Raw genomic sequence first — 19,595 nt, forward strand, 5'->3', positions numbered from 1 at the left:
CGTGTTCGGACGTCGCAAGAAGGACAGTGCCGCCGAGGATGCGGCGGGCGCGGACGAGCAGGTCGTCGACGGCGTGGACAGCGATGACTCCGCTGGCTCCGGCGCCGCGCGCTCGCGCGTGAGGCTCGAGCCCGAGCCCCGTCCCGACGGCCCCTGGGATCTCTCGGAGGTCCGTGAGCCCGGCGAGGGCCGGGTGGACCTCGGCGGCCTCTTCGTGCCGGGCGTCGAGGGCATGGAGCTGCGGGTGGAGGTCGCGGGCGACGCGATCGTCGCGGCCACCGTCGTGCTCCAGGACAGCGCCATCCAGCTCCAGGGCTTCGCCGCCCCGAAGAAGGAGGGCATCTGGGGCGAGGTCCGCGAGGAGATCGCCTCGGGCATCACCCAGCAGGGCGGTGTCATCGACGAGGTCGAGGGCCCCCTCGGCTGGGAGCTGCGCGCCCAGGTGCCGGTGCAGCTGCCCGACGGCACGGGCGGTGTGCAGGTGGTGCGCTTCATCGGCGTCGACGGGCCGCGCTGGTTCCTGCGCGGTGTGATCTCCGGCCAGGGCGCGGTGCAGCCGCAGGCCGCGGGTCTGCTCGAGCAGATCTTCCGGGACACGGTCGTCGTGCGCGGCGAGGGCCCGATGGCGCCCCGCGACCCGATCGTCCTGAAGCTGCCGGACGACGCTCAGATGGTCGCCGAGAACGTCCAGCAGGAGCAGCAGGAGGGCTCGCGCTTCTCCGGTGGCATGGGGCAGCTGCAGCGCGGCCCCGAGATCACCGAGGTGCGCTGACCGCTCCTCGCACCTCCTTGTGGCCCGCGGCGGCACCGGTTCATCCGGTGCCGCCGCGGGCCATATGTGTGTACGCCCGTGCGGTGCGCGGGTTCTCCGACGCCAGGTCTTGACGGACACATGGTCCGTACCTATGGTCACGGGCCAACGCGCGTGTTCATAAAGGCGCTTGACGTTCACATACGAGAACCCGAGCTCTCTCATACGAGAACGGATGGTCACCCCCCCCATGCCGTACGCCCCCATCCCCGCACGCCCCCGCCACCGCCGCAGAGGCCGCCTCTTCGCCGCAGCGGCCGCCGTCGCGGCGGTCACCGCCCTGCTCGCCGGATTCACCGCCTGGCCCGGTGCCGAGCGGGCCGAGGCCGCCCCCTCGACGTTCGTCCACCCCGGAGTCACCGTCTCCCGCGGCCAGTTGGACTTCACCCGCGAGAAGGTCGACGCGGGCGCCCAGCCCTGGAAGTCCGCCTACGACCAGATGATGGGCAGCAAGTACGCCTCCCTCTCGCGCACCCCCAAGCCCCGCGCGGTGGTGGAGTGCGGCTCGTACTCCGACCCGAACTACGGCTGCACCGACGAGCGCGAGGACGCGATAGCCGCGTACACCACCGCACTCGCCTGGTACATCACGCGCGACGAGCGGTACGCGAAGAAGTCCATCGAGCTGATGGACGCCTGGTCGGCCACCCTCAAGGACCACACCAACAGCAACGCGCCGCTGCAGACCGGCTGGGCCGGCTCCAGCTGGCCGCGCGCCGCCGAGATCATCAAGTACACGTACACGGGGAACTGGGCCGACTCGGGCCGCTTCGCGACCATGTTGCGCACCGTCTACCTCCCCGAGATCATCAACGGCTCCCACTCCAACGGGAACTGGGAGCTGTCGATGATGGAGGCCGCCGTCGGCATCTCCGTCTTCCTGGAGGACAAGGCGTCGTACGACAAGGCGATGGCGACCTTCCGCACGCGCACGGCCGCCTACGTCTACCTCGCCTCCGACGGCGCGCTGCCCAAGACCGTGCCCGGCCAGCACCTCGACACCCGCGACAAGATCGTCAAGTACTGGCAGGGCCAGGGCACGTTCACCACCGGCCTCACCCAGGAGACCTGCCGCGACTTCACCCACACCGGGTACGGCCTCTCCGCGATCTCCCACGTGGCCGAGACCAGCCGCATCCAGGGCCAGGACCTCTACGGCACGGACGTCGGCGAGCGGCTGCGCCAGGGGCTCGGCTTCCAGGCCAGGTACGAGCTGGGTGAGGCACCCCCGGCCTCGCTCTGCGGGGGCACCGTCCACCGCGACCTCGGACCCGTCACCGAAGTCGGCTACAACGCCCTCGCCGGCCGCCTCGGCCATGCCATGAGCAACACCCAAAAGCTCACGGAACGCAACCGTCCGGCGGGCTCCAACAACCTCTTCGTCGCCTGGGAGACCCTGACGCACGCCGCCAATCCGCGCTGACCCCGCGGTGTGGCGCCGACCCTGATGCGGGCGCCCCCCGCCCGCATCAGGGTTGTGTCAAGGACCGCACGCCCGTGCCCCCTCGTCCGCTATGCCGGAATTGTTGGCCGTAAGGTCGACGCTGCGTACACAGCAGTTTCGGGAAGACAATGAGGCCATGGCACGCGGCAAGCTACGGATCTACCTCGGTGCGGCACCGGGCGTCGGCAAGACGTACGCCATGCTCTCCGAGGCGCACCGCCGTACCGAACGCGGCACCGACTGCGTCGTCGCCTTCGTGGAGCACCACGGCAGGCCGCGCACCGAGGTGATGCTGGCCGGCCTCGAACAGGTGCCCCGCAAGGACCTGGAGTACCGCGGCACGGCCTTCACCGAGATGGACGTCGACGCGGTCCTGGGGCGCGCCCCCGCCGTCGCCCTGGTCGACGAGCTGGCCCACACCAACGTCCCCGGCTCGCGCAACGCCAAGCGCTGGCAGGACGTCGAGGAACTCCTCGCGGCCGGCATCGACGTCGTCTCCACCGTCAACATCCAGCACCTGGAGTCCCTCGGCGACGTCGTCGAGTCGATCACCGGCGTGCGCCAGCGCGAGACCGTCCCCGACGAGGTGGTGCGCCGCGCCGACCAGATCGAGCTGGTCGACATGTCGCCCGAGGCGCTGCGCCGCCGCATGGCGCACGGCAACGTCTACCAGTCCGACCGCATCGACGCGTCCCTGTCGAACTACTTCCGGCCCGGCAACCTCACGGCGCTGCGCGAACTCGCGCTGCTCTGGGTCGCCGACCGCGTCGACGAGTACCTCCAGCAGTACCGGGGCGAGCACAACATCCGCTCCACCTGGCAGGCCCGCGAGCGCATCGTCGTCGGCCTGACCGGCGGCCCCGAGGGCCGCACCCTGATCAGGCGCGCCTCCCGGATGGCCGCCAAGGGCTCCGGCAGCGAGATCCTCGCCGTCTACATCGCCCGCAGCGACGGCCTGACCGGCGCGTCCCCCAAGGAACTCGCCGTCCAGCGCACCCTGGTCGAGGACCTCGGCGGCACCTTTCACCACGTCATCGGCGACGACATACCGGCCGCGCTCCTGGACTTCGCGCGCGGCGTCAACGCCACCCAGATCGTCCTCGGCTCCTCGCGCCGCAAGACCTGGCAGTACGTCTTCGGGCCCGGCGTCGGCGCGACCGTCGCCCGCGACTCCGGGCCCGACCTGGACGTGCACATCGTCACGCACGGCGAGGTCGCCAAGGGGCGCGGACTGCCCGTCGCCCGCGGGGCCCGGCTCGGCCGCTCCCGGGTCATCTGGGGCTGGCTGGTCGGCGTCGCGGGACCGGCCCTGCTGACCGTGCTGCTCACCCACGTCGACGCCGAGCTCGGCCTCGCCAACGACATGCTGCTGTTCCTGACGCTGACGGTCGCCGCGGCGCTGGTGGGCGGGCTGCTCCCGGCGCTCGCCTCCGCGGCGTTCGGCTCGCTGCTGCTCAACTACTACTTCACGCCACCGCTGCACCTGTGGACGGTCTCCGACAACAACAACATCGTCGCGATCGCCGTCTTCGTGGGCGTCGCGGTGTCGGTGGCGTCGGTGGTGGACCTCGCCGCCCGGCGCACCGCCCAGGCCGCACGTCTTCGGGCGGAGGCGGAGATACTGTCCTTCCTCGCCGGCAGCGTGCTGCGCGGCGAGACCAGCCTGGAGGCCCTCCTGGAGCGGGTGCGGGAGACCTTCGCCATGGACTCCGTCGCCCTCCTGGAACGCGCGGGCGACACCGACCCCTGGACCTGCGCGGGCAGCGCGGGCGACGGACGGCCGCTGACCCGCCCCGAGGAGGCCGACGTCGACATGCCGGTCGGCGACCACATGGCGCTCGCCCTCTCCGGCCGCGTCCTGCCCGCCGAGGACCGCCGCGTCCTCGCCGCCTTCGCCGCGCAGGCCGCCGTCGTCCTGGACCGCCAGCGCCTGCAGTCCGAGGCCGACCAGGCCCGCACCCTCGCCGAGGGCAACCGCATCCGCACCGCCCTGCTCGCCGCCGTCAGCCACGACCTGCGCACCCCCCTCGCGGGCATCAAGGCGGCCGTGTCCTCGCTGCGCTCCGACGACGTGGAATGGTCCGACGAGGACGAGGCCGAGCTCCTGGAGGGCATCGAGGCGGGCGCCGACCGGCTCGAACACCTGGTCGGCAACCTCCTGGACATGTCCCGCCTGCAGACCGGCACCGTCACCCCGCTGATCCGCGAGGTCGACCTCGACGAGGTGGTCCCCATGGCACTCGGCGGCGTACCCGACGGCAGCGCGGAGCTGGACATCCCCGAGACCCTGCCGATGGTCGCCGTCGACAAGGGCCTCCTGGAGCGGGCCGTCGCCAACGTCGTCGAGAACGCCGTGAAGTACGCCCCGGATGGCGCCCCCGTCAAGGTCTCCGCCAGCGCCCTGGGCGAGCGCGTCGAGATACGCGTGGTGGACCGCGGGCCCGGCGTCCCCGACAGCGCCAAGGACCGCATCTTCGCGCCCTTCCAGCGCTACGGTGACGCTCCGCGCGGTGCCGGGGTGGGCCTCGGCCTCGCCGTCGCCCGCGGCTTCGCCGAGGCCATGGGCGGCACCCTCGCCGCCGAGGACACTCCCGGCGGCGGTCTGACCATGGTCCTCACCCTGCGGGCCGCGACCGGACGGCCCGAGGCCGCCACCGAGCTCTCGGCCCAGGTCACCCCGTGACCCCGAACAGATGCCAGAAAGGCAGGTACGCATGACCCGGGTGCTCGTGGTCGACGACGAGCCGCAGATCGTACGCGCCCTCGTGATCAACCTGAAGGCGCGCAAGTACGAGGTGGACTCGGCCCCCGACGGCGCCACCGCGCTGCAGGTCGCCGCCGCCCGCCACCCCGACGTGATCGTGCTCGACCTCGGTCTGCCCGACATGGACGGCGTGGAGGTCATCCGCGGGCTGCGCGGCTGGACGCGCGTGCCGATCCTCGTCCTGTCCGCCCGGCACAGCTCGGACGAGAAGGTCGAGGCGCTGGACGCGGGCGCCGACGACTACGTGACCAAGCCCTTCGGCATGGACGAGCTCCTGGCCCGGCTGCGCGCCGCCGTGCGCAGGGCGGAGCCCACCGGCCCCGGCGAGGGCGACGTGCTCGTCGACACCGGGGACTTCTCCGTCGACCTGGCCGCGAAGAAAGTCAACCGCGCGGGCCGCGACGTACGCCTCACGCCCACCGAATGGCACCTCCTGGAGGTCCTGGTGCGCAACACCGGCCGCCTGGTCAGCCAGAAGCAGCTGCTCCAGGAGGTCTGGGGGCCCTCGTACGGCACGGAGACGAACTACCTGCGCGTCTACATGGCGCAGCTGCGCCGCAAGCTGGAGGCGGACCCCGCGCACCCGCGCCACTTCATCACGGAGCCCGGCATGGGATACCGGTTCGAGAAGTGACGGGCATGAGAAGTGACGGGCATGAGAAGTGACCGGATTGTTTGCTTCAGCCGGGGTCGCAGCGGGTACTGAGCGGATATAAGCACAGATGAGCGCACCGCTTACCGCAGTGTCGGCGACCCCCGGTACGCTTCTTGTATGAGTGCTGTTCCTGGTTCCGAAAAGCCGGCGGGCCGTTTCCGGCGCATGCTCGACCGGCTCTCCTCCTCCCAGGAGGACCTGGAGTCGGAGGAGCTGCGCGAGGACGCCGAGACGGCCGGGTGCGTCCGTATCGGCGACTGCCAGGACCGCCAGATCGTCACGGTTACTGGTACCTTGCGCACGGTCACTCTGCGGCCACGCGCCGGGGTCCCCGCCCTGGAGGCCGAGCTGTTCGACGGTTCGGCGGCGTTGGACGTGGTGTGGCTGGGCAGGCGCTCCATCGTGGGGATAGAACCGGGGCGCAAGCTGATCGCGTCGGGCCGGATCTCGATGAGCCGGGGCCGCCGGGTGCTCTTCAACCCCAAGTACGAACTCAGACCCCTCGGACGGGAGTAGCCGGTGACGTCCCTCGACAAGCCGACGGACCACGGGAAGCCGGATCAGGAAGCCGATTCCCGGGCCGTGACCGAGGCAGCGCTCTTCGAAGCCTTCGGCGGCGTGCGGGGCATGGTGGAGACGGTCGTTCCCGGCCTGCTCTTCGTGACCATCTTCACGATCAACAAGGACCTGCACATGTCGGCCATCGCGGCCCTCGCGGTGTCCCTGGTGCTCGTCGTGGTCCGCCTGGTCATGAGGGACACCGTCAAGCACGCCTTCAGCGGTGTCTTCGGCGTCGTCTTCGGTGTGGTCTTCGCGATGATGACCGGCAACGCCAAGGACTTCTACCTGCCGGGCATGCTCTACACCCTGGGCCTCGCCCTCGCGTACATGATCACGACCCTCGCGGGCGTCCCGCTGATCGGCCTGATCCTCGGCCCGGTGTTCAAGGAGAACCTCTCCTGGCGCACCCGCAACCCCGGCCGCAAGAAGGCCTACGCGAAGGCCAGCTGGGCCTGGGGTCTGATCCTGCTCGCCAAGTGCGCGATCCTCTTCCCGCTGTACTGGTGGGCGGACACCACGCAGTTCGGCTGGGTCCTGGTCGCTCTGAAGATCCCGCCGTTCCTGCTCGCCGTCTACCTCACCTGGGTCTTCCTGGCGAAGGCCCCGCCGCCCATCGACGTGTTCGCGGAGATGGAGGCCGAGGAGGAGGCCCAGAAGGCCCGTGAGGCCGAGCGCGAGCGGGAGCGGCGCGAGGTCTAGGCCCGGCTCACCGGGCCGGCTCCGTCCGCCAGGTGACCGGCAGCTCGTGGACGCCGTAGATGTTCATGTCGGTCCTGAGCGGCACCTGGTCGGCGGGGACGGCGAGTTCGAGCGTCGGGAAGCGGCGCAGCAGGCTCCGCAGGCCGGCGCGCATCTCGACGCGGGCCAGTTGCTGGCCCAGGCACTGGTGGACGCCGTGGCCGAAGGCGAGCTGGCCGCGGGTGGCGCGGCGGATGTCCAGGGCGTCGGGGTCGTCGAACTGGCGCGGGTCGCGGTCGGCGGCCAGCAGGGAGACGACGACGGTCGATCCCTTCCGGATGAGCTCGCCGCCGAGCTCGATGTCCTCCGTGGCGTAGCGGTAGAAGATGTCGGCCACGGAGAGGTGGCGCAGGAGCTCCTCGACCGCGCCGGGCATCAGGTCGGGGTCCGCGCGCAGGTCGGCCAGTTGCCCGGGGTGTTCCAGGAGCGCGAAGGTGCCGAGGGCCAGCATGTTGGCGGTGGTCTCGTGGCCGGCGAGGAGCAGCAGGAAGGCCATGCCGGTCAGTTCCTCGATGCTGAGGTCGTCGTGGCGGGCGAGGTCGGACAGCAGGTTGTCGCCGGGATCGGCGCGCTTGGCGGTGACCAGCTCGGCCAGGTAGGACATCATCGCCCCGTAGGCGGCCATCTTCGTCTCCAGCTCCACCTCCCGCTCCATGAACGTGGCGGAGTGGGCCTGGAAGTCCTCCCGGTCCTCGGCGGGGACACCGAGCAGTTCGCAGATCACCAGGGACGGCACCGGCAGCGCGAACTCCGCGACCAGGTCGACGGGCGGCGTCAGCCGCGCCATCTCGTCCAGCCGCCGTTCGGCGATGTCGACGACGCTCTCCTCCAGCTGTTTCATGCGCCGGACGGTGAAGGCGCCGGTGAGTCTGCGGCGCAGCCGGGTGTGGTCCGGCGGGTCCATGGCGATGAACACGCCGGGAAGCTGCGGCGAGGGCTCGGTCACGGCGGGCATGCCGGGAATCTCGTACGGGACGTGCAGCGGGCCGATGTCCTGGCGGGAGCTGAACCGGTTGTCGGCCAGGAGCCGGCGTACGGCGTCGTGGCCGGTGACGAGCCAGCCCTCGTGGCCGTCGGGGAACAGCAGGGGGCTGACCGGGCGGGCCTCGCGCAGCCGGGTGATCGCCCGGGGCGGGTCGAAGGGGCCCGCGTCGCGCTCCATGGGCAGGCCGCGGGGGACGGGGACCGACTCGCTCATCGGGCTTCCTTTCGGGGCGGGGACGCCTGCAGGGGGCCGGCGGCGGTGGGGCCGACGGTGGTGCGGCTCCGGTGCGCCCTCCGGGACCGCGCGTCGCGCCGGGGCGATCGGTGCCGCACGGCAGGCTAGCGTCGCGCCCCCTTTGGCGTCCCTCCCTCGGACATACACGGAGGGGGCGCCCGAAATCCTCCGGGCGCCCCCTCCGTACGTACGGCAGGAAAGGCCTCAGCCCACCGCGTCCTCGCGGCGCACCGACAGCAGGTCCTCCAGCTGCTCCTCGCGGGCCTGGGCCGCGACGAAGAGGAGCTCGTCGCCCGCCTCCAGCGAGTCGTCCGCGGTCGGCGCGAGAACGCGGGTGCCGCGGATGATCGTGACCAGCGAGGTGTCCTCGGGCCACTGGACGTCGCCGACCTGCGTGCCCGCGAGCGCCGACTCGGGCGGCAGCGTCAGCTCGACGAGGTTCGCGTCGCCGTGGCTGAAGCGGAGCAGGCGCACCAGGTCGCCGACGCTCACCGCCTCCTCGACGAGCGCGGACATCAGACGCGGCGTGGAGACCGCGACGTCGACGCCCCACGACTCGTTGAAAAGCCACTCGTTCTTGGGGTTGTTGACGCGGGCGACGACGCGCGGGACGCCGTACTCGGTCTTCGCGAGCAGCGAGACGACGAGGTTGACCTTGTCGTCGCCGGTGGCCGCGATGACCACGTTGCAGCGCTGCAGCGCCGCCTCGTCCAGGGAGGTGATCTCGCAGGCGTCGGCGAGCAGCCACTCGGCCTGCGGGACGCGCTCGACGGAGATGGCCGTCGGCGCCTTGTCGATGAGCAGGATCTCGTGGCCGTTCTCCAGGAGCTCACCGGCGATGGAGCGGCCCACGGCACCGGCTCCGGCAATGGCGACCCTCATCACTGACCGCCTTCCTCGGGGCCTTCGGCGAACGCCGCTTCGACCTTGTCGACCTGGTCGGTGCGCATCATGACGTGCACCAGATCGCCCTCCTGCAGGACCGTCTGCGAGGTCGGCAGGACCGCCTCGCCCAGCCGGGTGAGGAAGGCCACGCGCACGCCGGTCTCCTCCTGGAGCTGGCTGATCTTGTGCCCGATCCACGCGGACGACGCGTGCACCTCGGCGAGCTGCACGCCGCCGGTGGGGTCGCGCCACAGCGGCTCGGCGCCGGACGGCAGCAGCCGGCGCAGCATCTGGTCGGCGGTCCAGCGGACCGTGGCGACCGTCGGGATGCCCAGGCGCTGGTAGACCTCGGCGCGGCGCGGGTCGTAGATGCGGGCCGCGACGTTCTCGATGCCGAACATCTCGCGGGCCACCCGGGCCGCGATGATGTTGGAGTTGTCGCCGCTGGAGACGGCGGCGAAGGCGCCCGCCTCCTCGATGCCGGCCTCGCGCAGGGTGTCCTGGTCGAAGCCGACGCCGGTCACGCGGCGGCCGCCGAACCCGGAGCCGAGGCGGCGGAAGGCCGTGGGGTCCTGGTCGACGACGGCGACCGTGTGCCCCTGTTGTTCGAGATTCTGGGCGAGCGCGGACCCGACTCTGCCGCAGCCCATGATGACGATGTGCACCTGTTTCTTACCCCGCACTCCTGGTCATCCCGCTGACCTGCGAAAACATCGGGCTCACTCTTCTCTCTCAGTCTGCTGGCAAGAACGGGGCAACAGCGTGCGGCGTTGCCAAGAGACGAGCTTAAGCCGCAACCCCGCCCGCGCACTCACCCACGGTGGGCCCGGGGGAGGCGGAGAGGGGACGCGGGGGACAGGGAGCGCTCAGTCCACGCTGCGGAGCAGCCCCTCGACCTTTTCGAGGCGGTGGCCGAGCTCGACGAGCTGCAGACGGTTCGCCTCCTGCTCGGACCTGGCCCGCTCGACGGCCTCGCGGTAGCCGTTCATGGCGTCGGCGTACTGCCGGTCGCGCTCCTTGTTGCGCTGCGTCTGGAAGTACGCGACCGCGACGATCGCGCCGGCGAGTATCAGGAAAAAGGCAACCGGGATGATCACGTCGTCCACTAGGACGTCCCCCTCGATGAGTGCTGCTCGTCCTCTCCCGGCGGCTGCTGCCGCAGGGCGGCGACGATCGTATCCACGTTCAACCGGACGTCGAACGGCGCCAGTTCGAAGTACTTGAGCGCCTTGCCGTCGTCGGACAGCTCCAGGCGGCCGACGACGAGGCCGGCCTTCTCCATGCGTTCGAGATGCATGTAGAGCAGCGGGCGGGACACTCCGAGCCGCCGGGCCAGCTCGCTGACGTACAGCTGGCCGCCGGAGAGCTCGTTGATGATCCGGATGCGCTGCGCGTGACCCACCGCAGCGAGAAAAGCGAGCAGCTCCTCGCTGTCCATGGCCCGCCTTCGCGCTGGTCCCGAAACCTGTCAGCCAAGGCTTACGCATGGCGGGATCCGCTGTCAATCCGCGTTCTGTCGGCCGGTGGCGCGCCGTCTCGCGCTCTTCTTTCCGCGCACACATGACAGTTGACGGCTCAATCCTTCACCTGTCAGTCTCAACTTACACATGAAGCATGGAGGGGGGACAGGAATGAGAAAGCGATCGGCGACGGTCCGCGCGGCCCGCTGGAGCGCGCTGCACCCGGCGCGGGCGGTCATCGGCTGGCTGGTCTTCGTGGTGCTGTGCCTCGGCGCGGGAACGGCTGCCGGCATGAACAGCGCCACCTCGAAGGACTTCCGCGTCGGCGAGGCGGGCCGCGCCGAGGCCCTGGCGACGGACGGCGGTGTCCCGCTGCGGTCCACCGAACACGTCCTGATCCGGGCCGCGAAGGGACGGCTGGACGAGACGGCAGCCGCGGCCGTCGTGCGGGACGTCACCGGCCGGATGGAGGCCCTGCCCGAGGTGGCGTCGGTGGCGCCCCCGGCGCGCTCCGCCGACGGCCGCGTCCTGCGCGTCCAGGTGGAGCTGCACGGCTCCGAGCAGGACGACCAGAAGAACGTCCCGCCGCTCCAGGCCGTGACCGAGAAGGTCCAGCAGGCCCACCCGGACCTGGTCGTCGAGGAGACCGGCGACGCCTCCGTGAGCAAAGGCGTCGACGACCAGCGTGACAAGGACCTTCAGTTCTCCGAGGCGATCACGCTGCCCGTCACGCTCATCACGCTGGCCGTCGTCTTCGGCTCGGTCGTCATGGTCGGCGTACCGGTACTGCTCGCCGTCACCTCGATCATGGCGACGATGGGCCTGGCGATGCTCGCCTCGCACCTGCTGCCCGACACCGGCGTCGGGATGAGCATGATCCTGCTCATCGGCATGGCCGTCGGTGTCGACTACACGCTCTTCTACCTCAAGCGCGAACGCGAGGAGCGGGCCAGGGCCGGCGGCCGCCTCAGCTCCGAGGCGGTGGTCGAGGCGGCCGCCGCGACGGCCGGCCGCGCCATCGTGGTCTCCGGCCTCGCGGTGATCGTCTCCACCACCGCGCTCTTCCTGGCCCGTGACGTCATCTTCGACTCGCTCGCCACCGGCACCATCCTGGTCGTCGCCGTCGCCATGGTCAGCTCGGTGACGGTGCTGCCCGCCCTGCTGGTCGTGCTCGGCCGCCGCGCCGAGCGCCGTGCGGCCAAGCGCCTGGCGCGGGGCAAGCCGGTCCGGGCGCGCGGACTGCGGTCGCGCGGGATGCGGGGGATGCGAGGAGGCGCGGCGCACGGTGAGCGTGAGCCGGGCCGCGTCTGGGCCGCCCTGCTCGCCCCGGCCCGCAAGCGCCCCGCGCTCACCCTGTGCGTCGCCGTCCTCGCCATGCTGGGGCTCGCGCTGCCCGCGCTCGACATGCACCTCAAGAACCCGGCGCGGGACAGCTTCTCCCGCGACATCGACGCCATGAAGGGGTACGACCGGCTGCTCGACTCCTTCCCGGAGCTGCGCGTACGGCACTTCGTGGTGGTCCGCGCCGACGCGGCGCGGGCCGGCGACGTCCGCACGGCCCTGACCGAGCTCGACCGCGCCGCGCAGGACGACCCGCTCTTCGCGCGCGGCAGCGGCGCCCCGGCCCTGCGCTCCGCCGCGGACCACCGGACGACCCTGCTCGAACTGAACGCCGCCGACCCCACGTACTCGAGAAACGCTGAAGTCTCACTCGAACACATCCGGAAGGATCTGCTGCCCCGGACCGTCGGCCACGTGCCCGGCGCCGAGACGGCCGTCACCGGCGAGGTCGCGCGCGGCGTCGACTACGTCGGACACCAGAACGACAAGCTCCCGCTGGTCCTCGGCTTCCTGCTCCTGATGACCTTCGCCATGACGGTCCTCGCGTTCCGCTCCGTCGTCCTCGGGCTCCTCGGCGCCCTGCTCAACCTGCTCTCCGTGGGCTCCGCGCTCGGCCTGCTCGTCCTCGTCTTCCAGGGCGACCGGGCGGAAGGGCTGCTCGCCTTCGACTCCCTGGACGGCATCTCCTCGCGCGTCCCGCTCTTCCTCTTCGTGATCCTCTTCGGTCTCTCGATGGACTACCAGGTCTTCGTGGTCAGCCGGATCCGTGAGGCGGCCCTGGCCGGCGTGCCCACGCGGCAGGCGGTACTGGACGGCATTGCCTCCTCCGCCAAGGTCGTGACCAGCGCGGCGATCGTCATGGTCACCGTCTTCGCGAGCTTCGTGATGCTGCACATCCTGGAGATGAAGCAGATGGGCTTCGTGCTCGCGGCGGCCGTCCTGCTCGACGCCTTCGTGATCCGCGTCATGATCCTGCCGGCGGCGCTGCTCCTGCTCGGCCGCGCCACCTGGTGGCCCTCCGGGGTGATCCGCCGCGCCGAGGCGCGGGTGGCGGAGCGGTACGAGACCGCCGCGCACGCCTCCGTGCCCTGGCAGGACACACCGGTGACCGACGAGCGGCCTCCGTTCTCCGGGCACCCGGCGGGGCCTTTCGCGGGCCGGTAAACCGGGCAATAGGAGGAGCGCAGGATCGCACAAGGCCGATAACCGGTGAAGTTGGGGGTGGTGGGTGGGCGCGCCCCCAATCGAACGCTTACGATCCTCTGCGTGTCCAAACTGACCGACGTGCCCAAACGGATCCTCATCGGGCGCGCACTGCGCAGTGACCGGCTCGGAGAAACGCTCCTGCCGAAGCGCATCGCACTCCCCGTCTTCGCGTCCGACCCACTCTCCTCCGTGGCGTACGCGCCGGGAGAGGTCCTTCTCGTCCTCTCCATCGCGGGTGTGTCGGCCTACCACTTCAGCCCCTGGATCGCCCTCGCGGTCGTCGTGCTGATGTTCACGGTCGTGGCGTCCTACCGACAGAACGTGCACGCCTACCCGAGCGGTGGTGGCGACTACGAGGTCGCCACCACCAACCTCGGCCCCAAGGCCGGCCTCACCGTCGCCAGCGCCCTGCTCGTCGACTACGTCCTGACCGTGGCCGTGTCGATCTCCTCCGGCATCGAGAACCTCGGCTCCGCGGTCCCCTTCGTGGTCGAGCACAAGGTCCTCTGCGCGGTGGCCGTCATCGTCCTGCTCACGCTGATGAACCTGCGCGGCGTGAAGGAGTCCGGGAAGCTCTTCGCCATCCCGACGTACGTCTTCGTGGCGGGCGTCTTCATCATGATCGCGTGGGGCGCCTTCCGCGGCCTGGTCCTCGACGACTCCATGCGGGCGCCCACCGCCGACTACGAGATCAAGCCCGAGCACCAGGGCCTGGCCGGTTTCGCCCTGGTCTTCCTGCTGCTGCGGGCCTTTTCCTCGGGCTGTGCGGCGCTCACCGGCGTCGAGGCGATCAGCAACGGCGTCCCGGCCTTCCGCAAGCCGAAGTCCAAGAACGCCGCGACGACGCTGGCGCTCATGGGCGGCCTGGCCGTCACCATGTTCTGCGGCATCATCGTCCTCGCCATGGTGACCAAGGTCCGGATGGCCGAGATCCCCGGCAAGGACCTGCTGCACAACGGCGTCCCGGTCGGTTCGGACTACGTCCAGAACCCGGTGATCTCGCAGGTCGCCGAGGCCGTCTTCGGCCACGGCAGCTTCCCGTTCATGATCCTCGCCGCGGCGACCGCGCTGGTCCTCTTCCTCGCGGCCAACACCGCGTACAACGGCTTCCCGCTGCTCGGCTCGATCCTGGCCCAGGACCGCTACCTGCCGCGCCAGCTGCACACCCGCGGCGACCGCCTCGCGTTCTCCAACGGCATCGTGCTGCTCGCGGGCGCGGCCGCGCTCCTCGTCGTCATCTACGGCGCGGACTCGACCCGCCTCATCCAGCTCTACATCGTCGGCGTCTTCGTCTCCTTCACGCTCAGCCAGATCGGCATGGTCCGGCACTGGAACCGCCACCTGGCCAAGGAGAAGGACGCGAACAAGCGCCGCCACATGATCCGCTCCCGCGCGATCAACACGTTCGGCGCCTTCTTCACCGGCCTGGTCCTGGTCGTCGTCCTGCTCACGAAGTTCACCCACGGCGCCTGGGTCGCGCTGCTCGGCATGTGCATCTTCTACGCGACGATGACGGCCATCCGGCGCCACTACGACCGGGTGGCCGAGGAGATCGCCGCCCCCGACGCCCCCGGCGACGAGAGCGTGCGGCCCTCCCGGGTCCACTCGATCGTCCTGGTCTCCAAGATCCACCGCCCGACGCTGCGCGCCCTGTCGTACGCGAAGCTGATGCGCTCGCACGACCTGGAGGCGCTCAGCATCAACGTCGACCCGGCGGAGACCAAGGCCCTCAAGGAGGAGTGGGAGCGCCGCGGCATCACGGTCCCGCTGAAGGTCCTCGACTCGCCGTACCGCGAGATCACCCGCCCGATCATCGAGTACGTCAAGAACCTGCGCAGGGAGAGCCCGCGCGACGTGGTCAGCGTGATCATCCCCGAGTACGTGGTGGGCCACTGGTACGAGCACCTGCTCCACAACCAGAGCGCGCTGCGCCTCAAGGGCCGCCTGCTGTTCACGCCGGGCGTGATGGTGACCTCGGTCCCGTACCAGCTGGACTCCTCCGAGGCCGCGAAGAAGCGGGCCCGCAGGCGCTCGGAGTGGAACGCGCCGGGTGCGGTGCGACGGGGTCCGGTGGAGCGGGTGAAGCGCCCGAACGGGCAGAGCAAGAAGGAACCGAGCAAGAAGGGCTAGAGCTTCCCCTTCCCCTACGGCTCGGCTCCGTGGCGAGCGGCCGGACGACACCCACGTAGACTGGTGGGCTGTTGTCCGGCCGTTCCCCTTTTACGTTGTGGAGTCACCCCGCCATGCAGGCAGAACCGAAGAACGAGCAGGCGGGGAACTCGCTGGTCGGCCAGGAGTACGAGGTCGAGGTCGGCCCCGTCGCGCACGGCGGCCACTGCATCGCCCGTACGGCCGAGGGCCAGGTGCTCTTCGTGCGGCACACGCTGCCCGGCGAGAAGGTCATCGCACGGGTGACCGAGGGCGAGGAGGGCGCGCGCTTCCTGCGCGCCGACGCCGTGACGGTCCTGGACCCCTCCAAGGACCGCGTCGAGGCCCCCTGCCCGTACGCCGGCCCGGGCCGCTGCGGCGGCTGCGACTGGCAGCACGCGAAGCCGGGCGCGCAGCGCCGCCTCAAGGGCGAGGTCATCGCGGAACAGCTCCAGCGGCTCGCCGGCCTCACCCCCGAGGAGGCGGGCTGGGACGGCACGGTCATGCCGGCGGAGGGCGACAAGCTGCCGGCCGGCCAGGTCCCGCAGTGGCGCACACGCGTGCAGTACGCCGTCGACGGAGACGGCAACGCGGGCCTGCGCCGCCACCGCTCGCACGAGGTCGAGCCGATCGAGCACTGCATGATCGCGGCCGAGGGGGTCTCCGAGCTGGGGATCGAGGAGCGCGACTGGTCCGGCATGGCGTCGATCGAGGCGATCGCGGCGACGGGCTCGCAGGACCGCCAGGTGATCCTCGCCCCGAAGCCGGGCGCGCGCCTGCCGATCGTGGAGCTGGACAAGCCGGTGTCGGTGATGCGGGTGGGGGAGAAGGACGGCGGCACGCACCGCGTCCACGGCCGCCCCTTCGTCCGCGAGCGCGCCGACGGCCGCACGTACCGGGTCGGCAGCGGCGGCTTCTGGCAGGTCCACCCGAAGGCGGCGGAGACGCTGATGCTCGCCGTCATGCAGGGCCTCACCCCGCGCAAGGGCGACACGGCCCTCGACCTCTACTGCGGCGTCGGCCTCTTCGCGGGCGCGCTGGCCGACCGCGTCGGCGAGAAGGGCGCGGTGCTGGGCATCGAGTCCAGCAAGCGGGCGGTGGAGGACGCGCGCCACAACCTGGCGTCCTTCGACCGCGTCCGCATCGAGCAGGGCAAGGTCGAATCGGTCCTCCCGCGCACGGGCATCACCGAGGTCGACCTGATCGTCCTGGACCCGCCGAGGGCGGGTGCGGGCAAGGCGACGGTGAAGCACCTGGCGGGCCTGGGCGCGCGGCGCATCGCGTATGTGGCGTGCGATCCGGCTGCGCTGGCGCGGGACATCGGGTACTTCCGGGAGGGCGGGTACCGGGTGCGGACGCTTCGGGCGTTTGATTTGTTTCCGATGACGCATCATGTGGAGTGTGTGGCGATTTTGGAGCCGGCTGCAAAGGGGCTCTGAACTGCGACTTTCTTGGGCCTTTCAGATGTGGTCGGTGGTGCTCGACCTGATTCCCTAAGTTCACCGCGTGGAGCACGTTGTAGGTTCCCGCCACGTGTCTCACCTGTGGGTTCGCAGTGGAGGCGTGGGTCCAGAACGTTCTGCCTCAACTCTGTAAGAGACGGGTTCGGGAAGTTTCTTGAAGCTCGTTCGACGCTGTTTCTGACGGAGCGCGAGGGGGTGGTCCTGAATTAGATAGCGCGGGTCAATCGACTTGTCGGGCTCAACCCGTCGAGCAGCGCGTCAGGGCTGTTCTTTGGGCTCGGGCCATACGGCGACAGTTCGCGGGTTGACGTGTGCTGATTGCGCTGGCCTCGTTACCTTGTGTCGCAGGGAGGGCCGAGGTATGCAGGGGCAGGGATGAGCACGGGGGATGCGGTGCGTCGAACGGCCGCGGTGGAGCGGGGGATTGCGTCCGCCGATGCGCTCTTCTATCTGGAGGGCATCCCCAGAAGGAGCCGTCGTACCAGAGCCGGCGGGCCTGGCTGCGACTGAGGCAGCAGTCGAGCGACTCGGTAGCCGGTTCGCCGGACTGGACGGTCAAGTACGGCACGCACTGAGACGTACCCGAGATCACGCAGGCAATCTGTCCAGCGACCGTCTCCAGGGACTCTCGGAGATCGTGCAGAATGCCGAGGACCTTGACGCCACGGACGTACGGATTCTGACAAAGGAACGGGAACTCCTCGTCGCCCACAACGGCAGTCCCGTACGGCTGCCGGACGTTGCCTGAGGCCCCGCGTGTGTCCGGACTACGCGGTGGAGACATCGGGGCCCATCACCGGTTTCCTGGAACTGAAGGCGCCAGGGCACGACTTCACGCCCGACGGCTTCACGAAGCGGGACCGGGAGCAGTGGGCACTGATGTGTGGACCGCGGTGGCCCGGTACCAGTCCGGTTCCTGCGGGCACAACTCGGGCGCGCGGGTGCGCCCGGACGAGGACTCGTGCGGCGGTGACGCGGTCGGGGTCCTTGTCAGTGGCCGCGGCAGCGTCGAAGGCCGGGACGCCACCCAGCCCGTGCTCCGCGTCGTCGAAGTTGTCCAACCTGGTCTTCGATGCGGGAGACGTGGTGTAGGCGTCGCTTCCCCAGTCCTGCCGGTCGGAGAAGATTCGGAGGAGATTGGGTAGGTGCCAGTCCTTCGTGCCCACGACGACGAGGACCGCTGGGGTCATCCCGTCGAAGGCGGTCGTGGTGAGCCGTGCGTAGGGCTGGGCCGACGGGCCGTTCAGATCCGCGCCCTCGCCGGGCGCGGCGATCATGACGCGGGCGTCGAAGCGTGCGTCGACGGCTCACCGGCAGGTTCAGGGTTGACGGGCGTGCTCGCCGTAACTCGGGTCGGTGATGGGCGGCGGGTTCACGAACTGGCCGACGCGCGCGGGCTGTCGGCCGCCGAACCGCTTGGCGAAGACGGAGGGCATCCTTTCGCCCTCCGATTGCCGAGCAGCCGTGGAGAACCGTGCGGCGCGCGTCGGCGGCGAACGGCCCGTCGTAGGAGGCAGGGCCGTGCGGCTCCGTGGCCGATGCCATGGAGCCGCACGGTGGTTACCGTCAGAAGCCGACGCTCGGATCGTCCGTGTCCTCATCCGGGTCCACGCTGTACAGCGGGCGGTCCTCGATCCCCAGGGCGCGCATCAGCTCGTTGGTCGGAATCCTGTACCTACGTCCGATGCGGAGGACAGGGCAGGGGAACTCGTGCTTGCGGATCAGCCGGTACGCGGTCGTCGAGTCGATTCCGAGTGCTCGGGCCGCCGTGCGCAGGTCCACTGCGACGGGCAGGTCGAACATCTCCGTGAAACTGAGGCGGCCCTCTGCCGGGTCCTTCACCCTCGCCTCCCCGCAGGGCGGACCGGCCGGGTGTCCGCGCGGCGCCCGGGCCGTCGCCTCTTCCTGGGGCTGTGACCCGCCGAGCGGTCCTGCGACCCGTCGTCGGTGTCGATGAAGATGCCCTGTCGGCGTAGGTGCTCCGGGCGCACCCGGAAGCGCAGCGGTGCGCACAGCCCGTCCGGACTGTCCGGACGGTCGACCCGTACGTCCAGGCTCTCCGCCGCCGGAGCTTCCGCCTCCTCGCCGGACGCAGTGAGAGCGTGCTCCTCGGTGATGCGTTCGATCTGGGTGGAGGGAAGCTCCCGCAGCCCTTCCCGTGCGAGATGCCACGCCCTGGCGCGCGCCGCGTGCAGCAGGGAGGAGTCGGTGAGACAGCTCGCGCCGTCCCGATCCGCCAGCTTCTCCAGGAGAGCCAGGGTCATCTCGGCCTCCACGTCCGACCGGTCGGCCCGCAGGCGCGTGCAGACCCGGTGGACCGTCCCGGTCAACCGGGGCAGGGCCAGCCAGATCGCCAGGAGTTTCCCCGTGCTGTCTGGAGTCAGGTCGCTCTGCGCCGTGCGGATGACCTCCTTCCAGACCGCGGTGGCGAACTGCGGGTCGGAGCCGGGGCCGTACAAGGCCTCGTGCGTCTCGGCGGCGGTCAGCCGGACCGGAACAGCCTCGTCGGCGTCCGTGGGGATGAGCACGAAGACCGCGTCACTGGTCCGGGGATCGTCGAAGTGCCGCCTCACCGAGGCGAACGCACTGCTGTGCGATGGATACATCATGAAATATCCTCTCTTCGGATTGCAGGAATTTGAGTCCGGAGGTGCTGGAGATACCGAGATGCTGGACGAGGTGGGTCCATTGGTGGGGATGTACCGCCTCATATCCGCGTCAAGCGGAGGCGAGTCCCATCAGCCTCACTTTGATGCGTGAGCATGCGGTAGTGGTCTTCTCGACCAGGTAACGCCGCCCTTGACCACGAGCGTGTAACAAGTCGGCGGCCAGGCGGCGAGCTCGCCGATGACGAAGTTCGTGAGGCTGGTGGGTGCCCGTACAGAACGGGCACCCACGAA

17 protein-coding genes are annotated in these 19,595 nt (G+C 70.4%); 9 read left to right on the forward strand and 8 right to left on the reverse strand.

Going from position 1 to position 19,595, the window contains the following annotated elements; all coding sequences use genetic code 11:
• Nucleotide 1: 1 nt before the first annotated feature.
• The 6 genes from ACZ6B8_RS07120 (at nt 2) to ACZ6B8_RS07145 (ending at nt 6,934) form a co-directional block, all read left to right on the forward strand.
• Nucleotides 2-772, forward strand: a complete 771-nt coding sequence (locus ACZ6B8_RS07120; RefSeq protein ID WP_471076886.1) for a DUF3710 domain-containing protein — start codon at nt 2-4, stop codon at nt 770-772.
• Between the two features lie 229 nt (nt 773-1,001).
• A complete protein-coding gene (locus tag ACZ6B8_RS07125; RefSeq protein WP_471606548.1) occupies nt 1,002-2,234 on the forward strand; it encodes an alginate lyase family protein in 1,233 nt (410 codons plus the stop codon).
• A gap of 157 nt (nt 2,235-2,391) precedes the next feature.
• On the forward strand, nt 2,392-4,938 hold the full coding sequence (locus ACZ6B8_RS07130; RefSeq protein WP_471606549.1) for an ATP-binding protein: 2,547 nt from the start codon (nt 2,392-2,394) through the stop codon (nt 4,936-4,938).
• 31 nt (nt 4,939-4,969) lie between these two features.
• A complete protein-coding gene (locus ACZ6B8_RS07135) occupies nt 4,970-5,653 on the forward strand; it encodes a response regulator (RefSeq protein WP_358706541.1) in 684 nt (227 codons plus the stop codon).
• 138 nt (nt 5,654-5,791) lie between these two features.
• Nucleotides 5,792-6,190 (forward strand): OB-fold nucleic acid binding domain-containing protein, encoded by a 399-nt coding sequence (locus ACZ6B8_RS07140; protein ID WP_355804503.1) that lies wholly within the window; start codon nt 5,792-5,794, stop codon nt 6,188-6,190.
• 3 nt (nt 6,191-6,193) lie between these two features.
• Entirely contained in the window at nt 6,194-6,934 is a 741-nt protein-coding gene (locus ACZ6B8_RS07145; protein ID WP_471076895.1) for a DUF3159 domain-containing protein, read from the forward strand.
• A 7-nt stretch (nt 6,935-6,941) separates the two neighbouring features.
• Here the strand turns inward: ACZ6B8_RS07145 and ACZ6B8_RS07150 are convergent, their stop codons facing one another.
• The 5 genes from ACZ6B8_RS07150 to ACZ6B8_RS07170 all read right to left on the reverse strand — a co-directional run bounded on the left by ACZ6B8_RS07150 (nt 6,942) and on the right by ACZ6B8_RS07170 (nt 10,515).
• A complete protein-coding gene (locus ACZ6B8_RS07150; RefSeq protein WP_471606550.1) occupies nt 6,942-8,171 on the reverse strand; it encodes a cytochrome P450 in 1,230 nt (409 codons plus the stop codon).
• A 225-nt stretch (nt 8,172-8,396) separates the two neighbouring features.
• Entirely contained in the window at nt 8,397-9,074 is a 678-nt protein-coding gene (locus ACZ6B8_RS07155; RefSeq protein ID WP_362375804.1) for a potassium channel family protein, read from the reverse strand.
• The gene (locus ACZ6B8_RS07160; protein ID WP_471076901.1) at nt 9,074-9,742 is read right to left on the reverse strand and encodes a potassium channel family protein; all 669 of its coding nucleotides are present in this window, start codon (nt 9,740-9,742) and stop codon (nt 9,074-9,076) included. The genes ACZ6B8_RS07155 and ACZ6B8_RS07160 overlap by 1 nt, the downstream gene beginning before the upstream one ends.
• A gap of 201 nt (nt 9,743-9,943) precedes the next feature.
• On the reverse strand, nt 9,944-10,183 hold the full coding sequence (locus ACZ6B8_RS07165) for a hypothetical protein (protein ID WP_471606551.1): 240 nt from the start codon (nt 10,181-10,183) through the stop codon (nt 9,944-9,946).
• Nucleotides 10,183-10,515 carry an ArsR/SmtB family transcription factor gene (locus ACZ6B8_RS07170; RefSeq protein WP_469252132.1) on the reverse strand — a complete coding sequence of 111 codons (333 nt, stop codon included), beginning with the start codon at nt 10,513-10,515 and terminating at the stop codon, nt 10,183-10,185. The genes ACZ6B8_RS07165 and ACZ6B8_RS07170 overlap by 1 nt, the downstream gene beginning before the upstream one ends.
• 193 nt (nt 10,516-10,708) lie before the next feature.
• Here ACZ6B8_RS07170 and ACZ6B8_RS07175 point away from each other — a divergent pair, with 193 nt between their 5' ends.
• From ACZ6B8_RS07175 to ACZ6B8_RS07185, 3 genes are all read left to right on the forward strand, one after another.
• On the forward strand, nt 10,709-13,042 hold the full coding sequence (locus ACZ6B8_RS07175) for an MMPL family transporter (protein ID WP_471606552.1): 2,334 nt from the start codon (nt 10,709-10,711) through the stop codon (nt 13,040-13,042).
• A 102-nt stretch (nt 13,043-13,144) separates the two neighbouring features.
• Nucleotides 13,145-15,214 carry an APC family permease gene (locus tag ACZ6B8_RS07180; RefSeq protein ID WP_471606553.1) on the forward strand — a complete coding sequence of 690 codons (2,070 nt, stop codon included), beginning with the start codon at nt 13,145-13,147 and terminating at the stop codon, nt 15,212-15,214.
• Between the two features lie 113 nt (nt 15,215-15,327).
• The gene (locus tag ACZ6B8_RS07185) at nt 15,328-16,671 is read left to right on the forward strand and encodes a class I SAM-dependent RNA methyltransferase (protein ID WP_471606554.1); all 1,344 of its coding nucleotides are present in this window, start codon (nt 15,328-15,330) and stop codon (nt 16,669-16,671) included.
• Nucleotides 16,672-17,462: 791 nt separating this feature from the next.
• Here ACZ6B8_RS07185 and ACZ6B8_RS07190 read toward each other — a convergent pair.
• The 3 genes from ACZ6B8_RS07190 to ACZ6B8_RS07200 form a co-directional block, all read right to left on the reverse strand.
• Nucleotides 17,463-17,972 carry a hypothetical protein gene (locus ACZ6B8_RS07190; protein ID WP_471606555.1) on the reverse strand — a complete coding sequence of 170 codons (510 nt, stop codon included), beginning with the start codon at nt 17,970-17,972 and terminating at the stop codon, nt 17,463-17,465.
• Between the two features lie 289 nt (nt 17,973-18,261).
• A complete protein-coding gene (locus ACZ6B8_RS07195) occupies nt 18,262-18,498 on the reverse strand; it encodes a helix-turn-helix domain-containing protein (protein WP_471607160.1) in 237 nt (78 codons plus the stop codon).
• A 35-nt stretch (nt 18,499-18,533) separates the two neighbouring features.
• Nucleotides 18,534-19,304: a hypothetical protein gene (locus tag ACZ6B8_RS07200; protein ID WP_471606556.1), complete on the reverse strand. Its 771-nt coding sequence runs from the start codon at nt 19,302-19,304 to the stop codon at nt 18,534-18,536.
• Nucleotides 19,305-19,595 lie beyond the last annotated feature (291 nt).

The sequence above is a fragment of the Streptomyces sp. NPDC041122 genome (assembly GCF_055592445.1).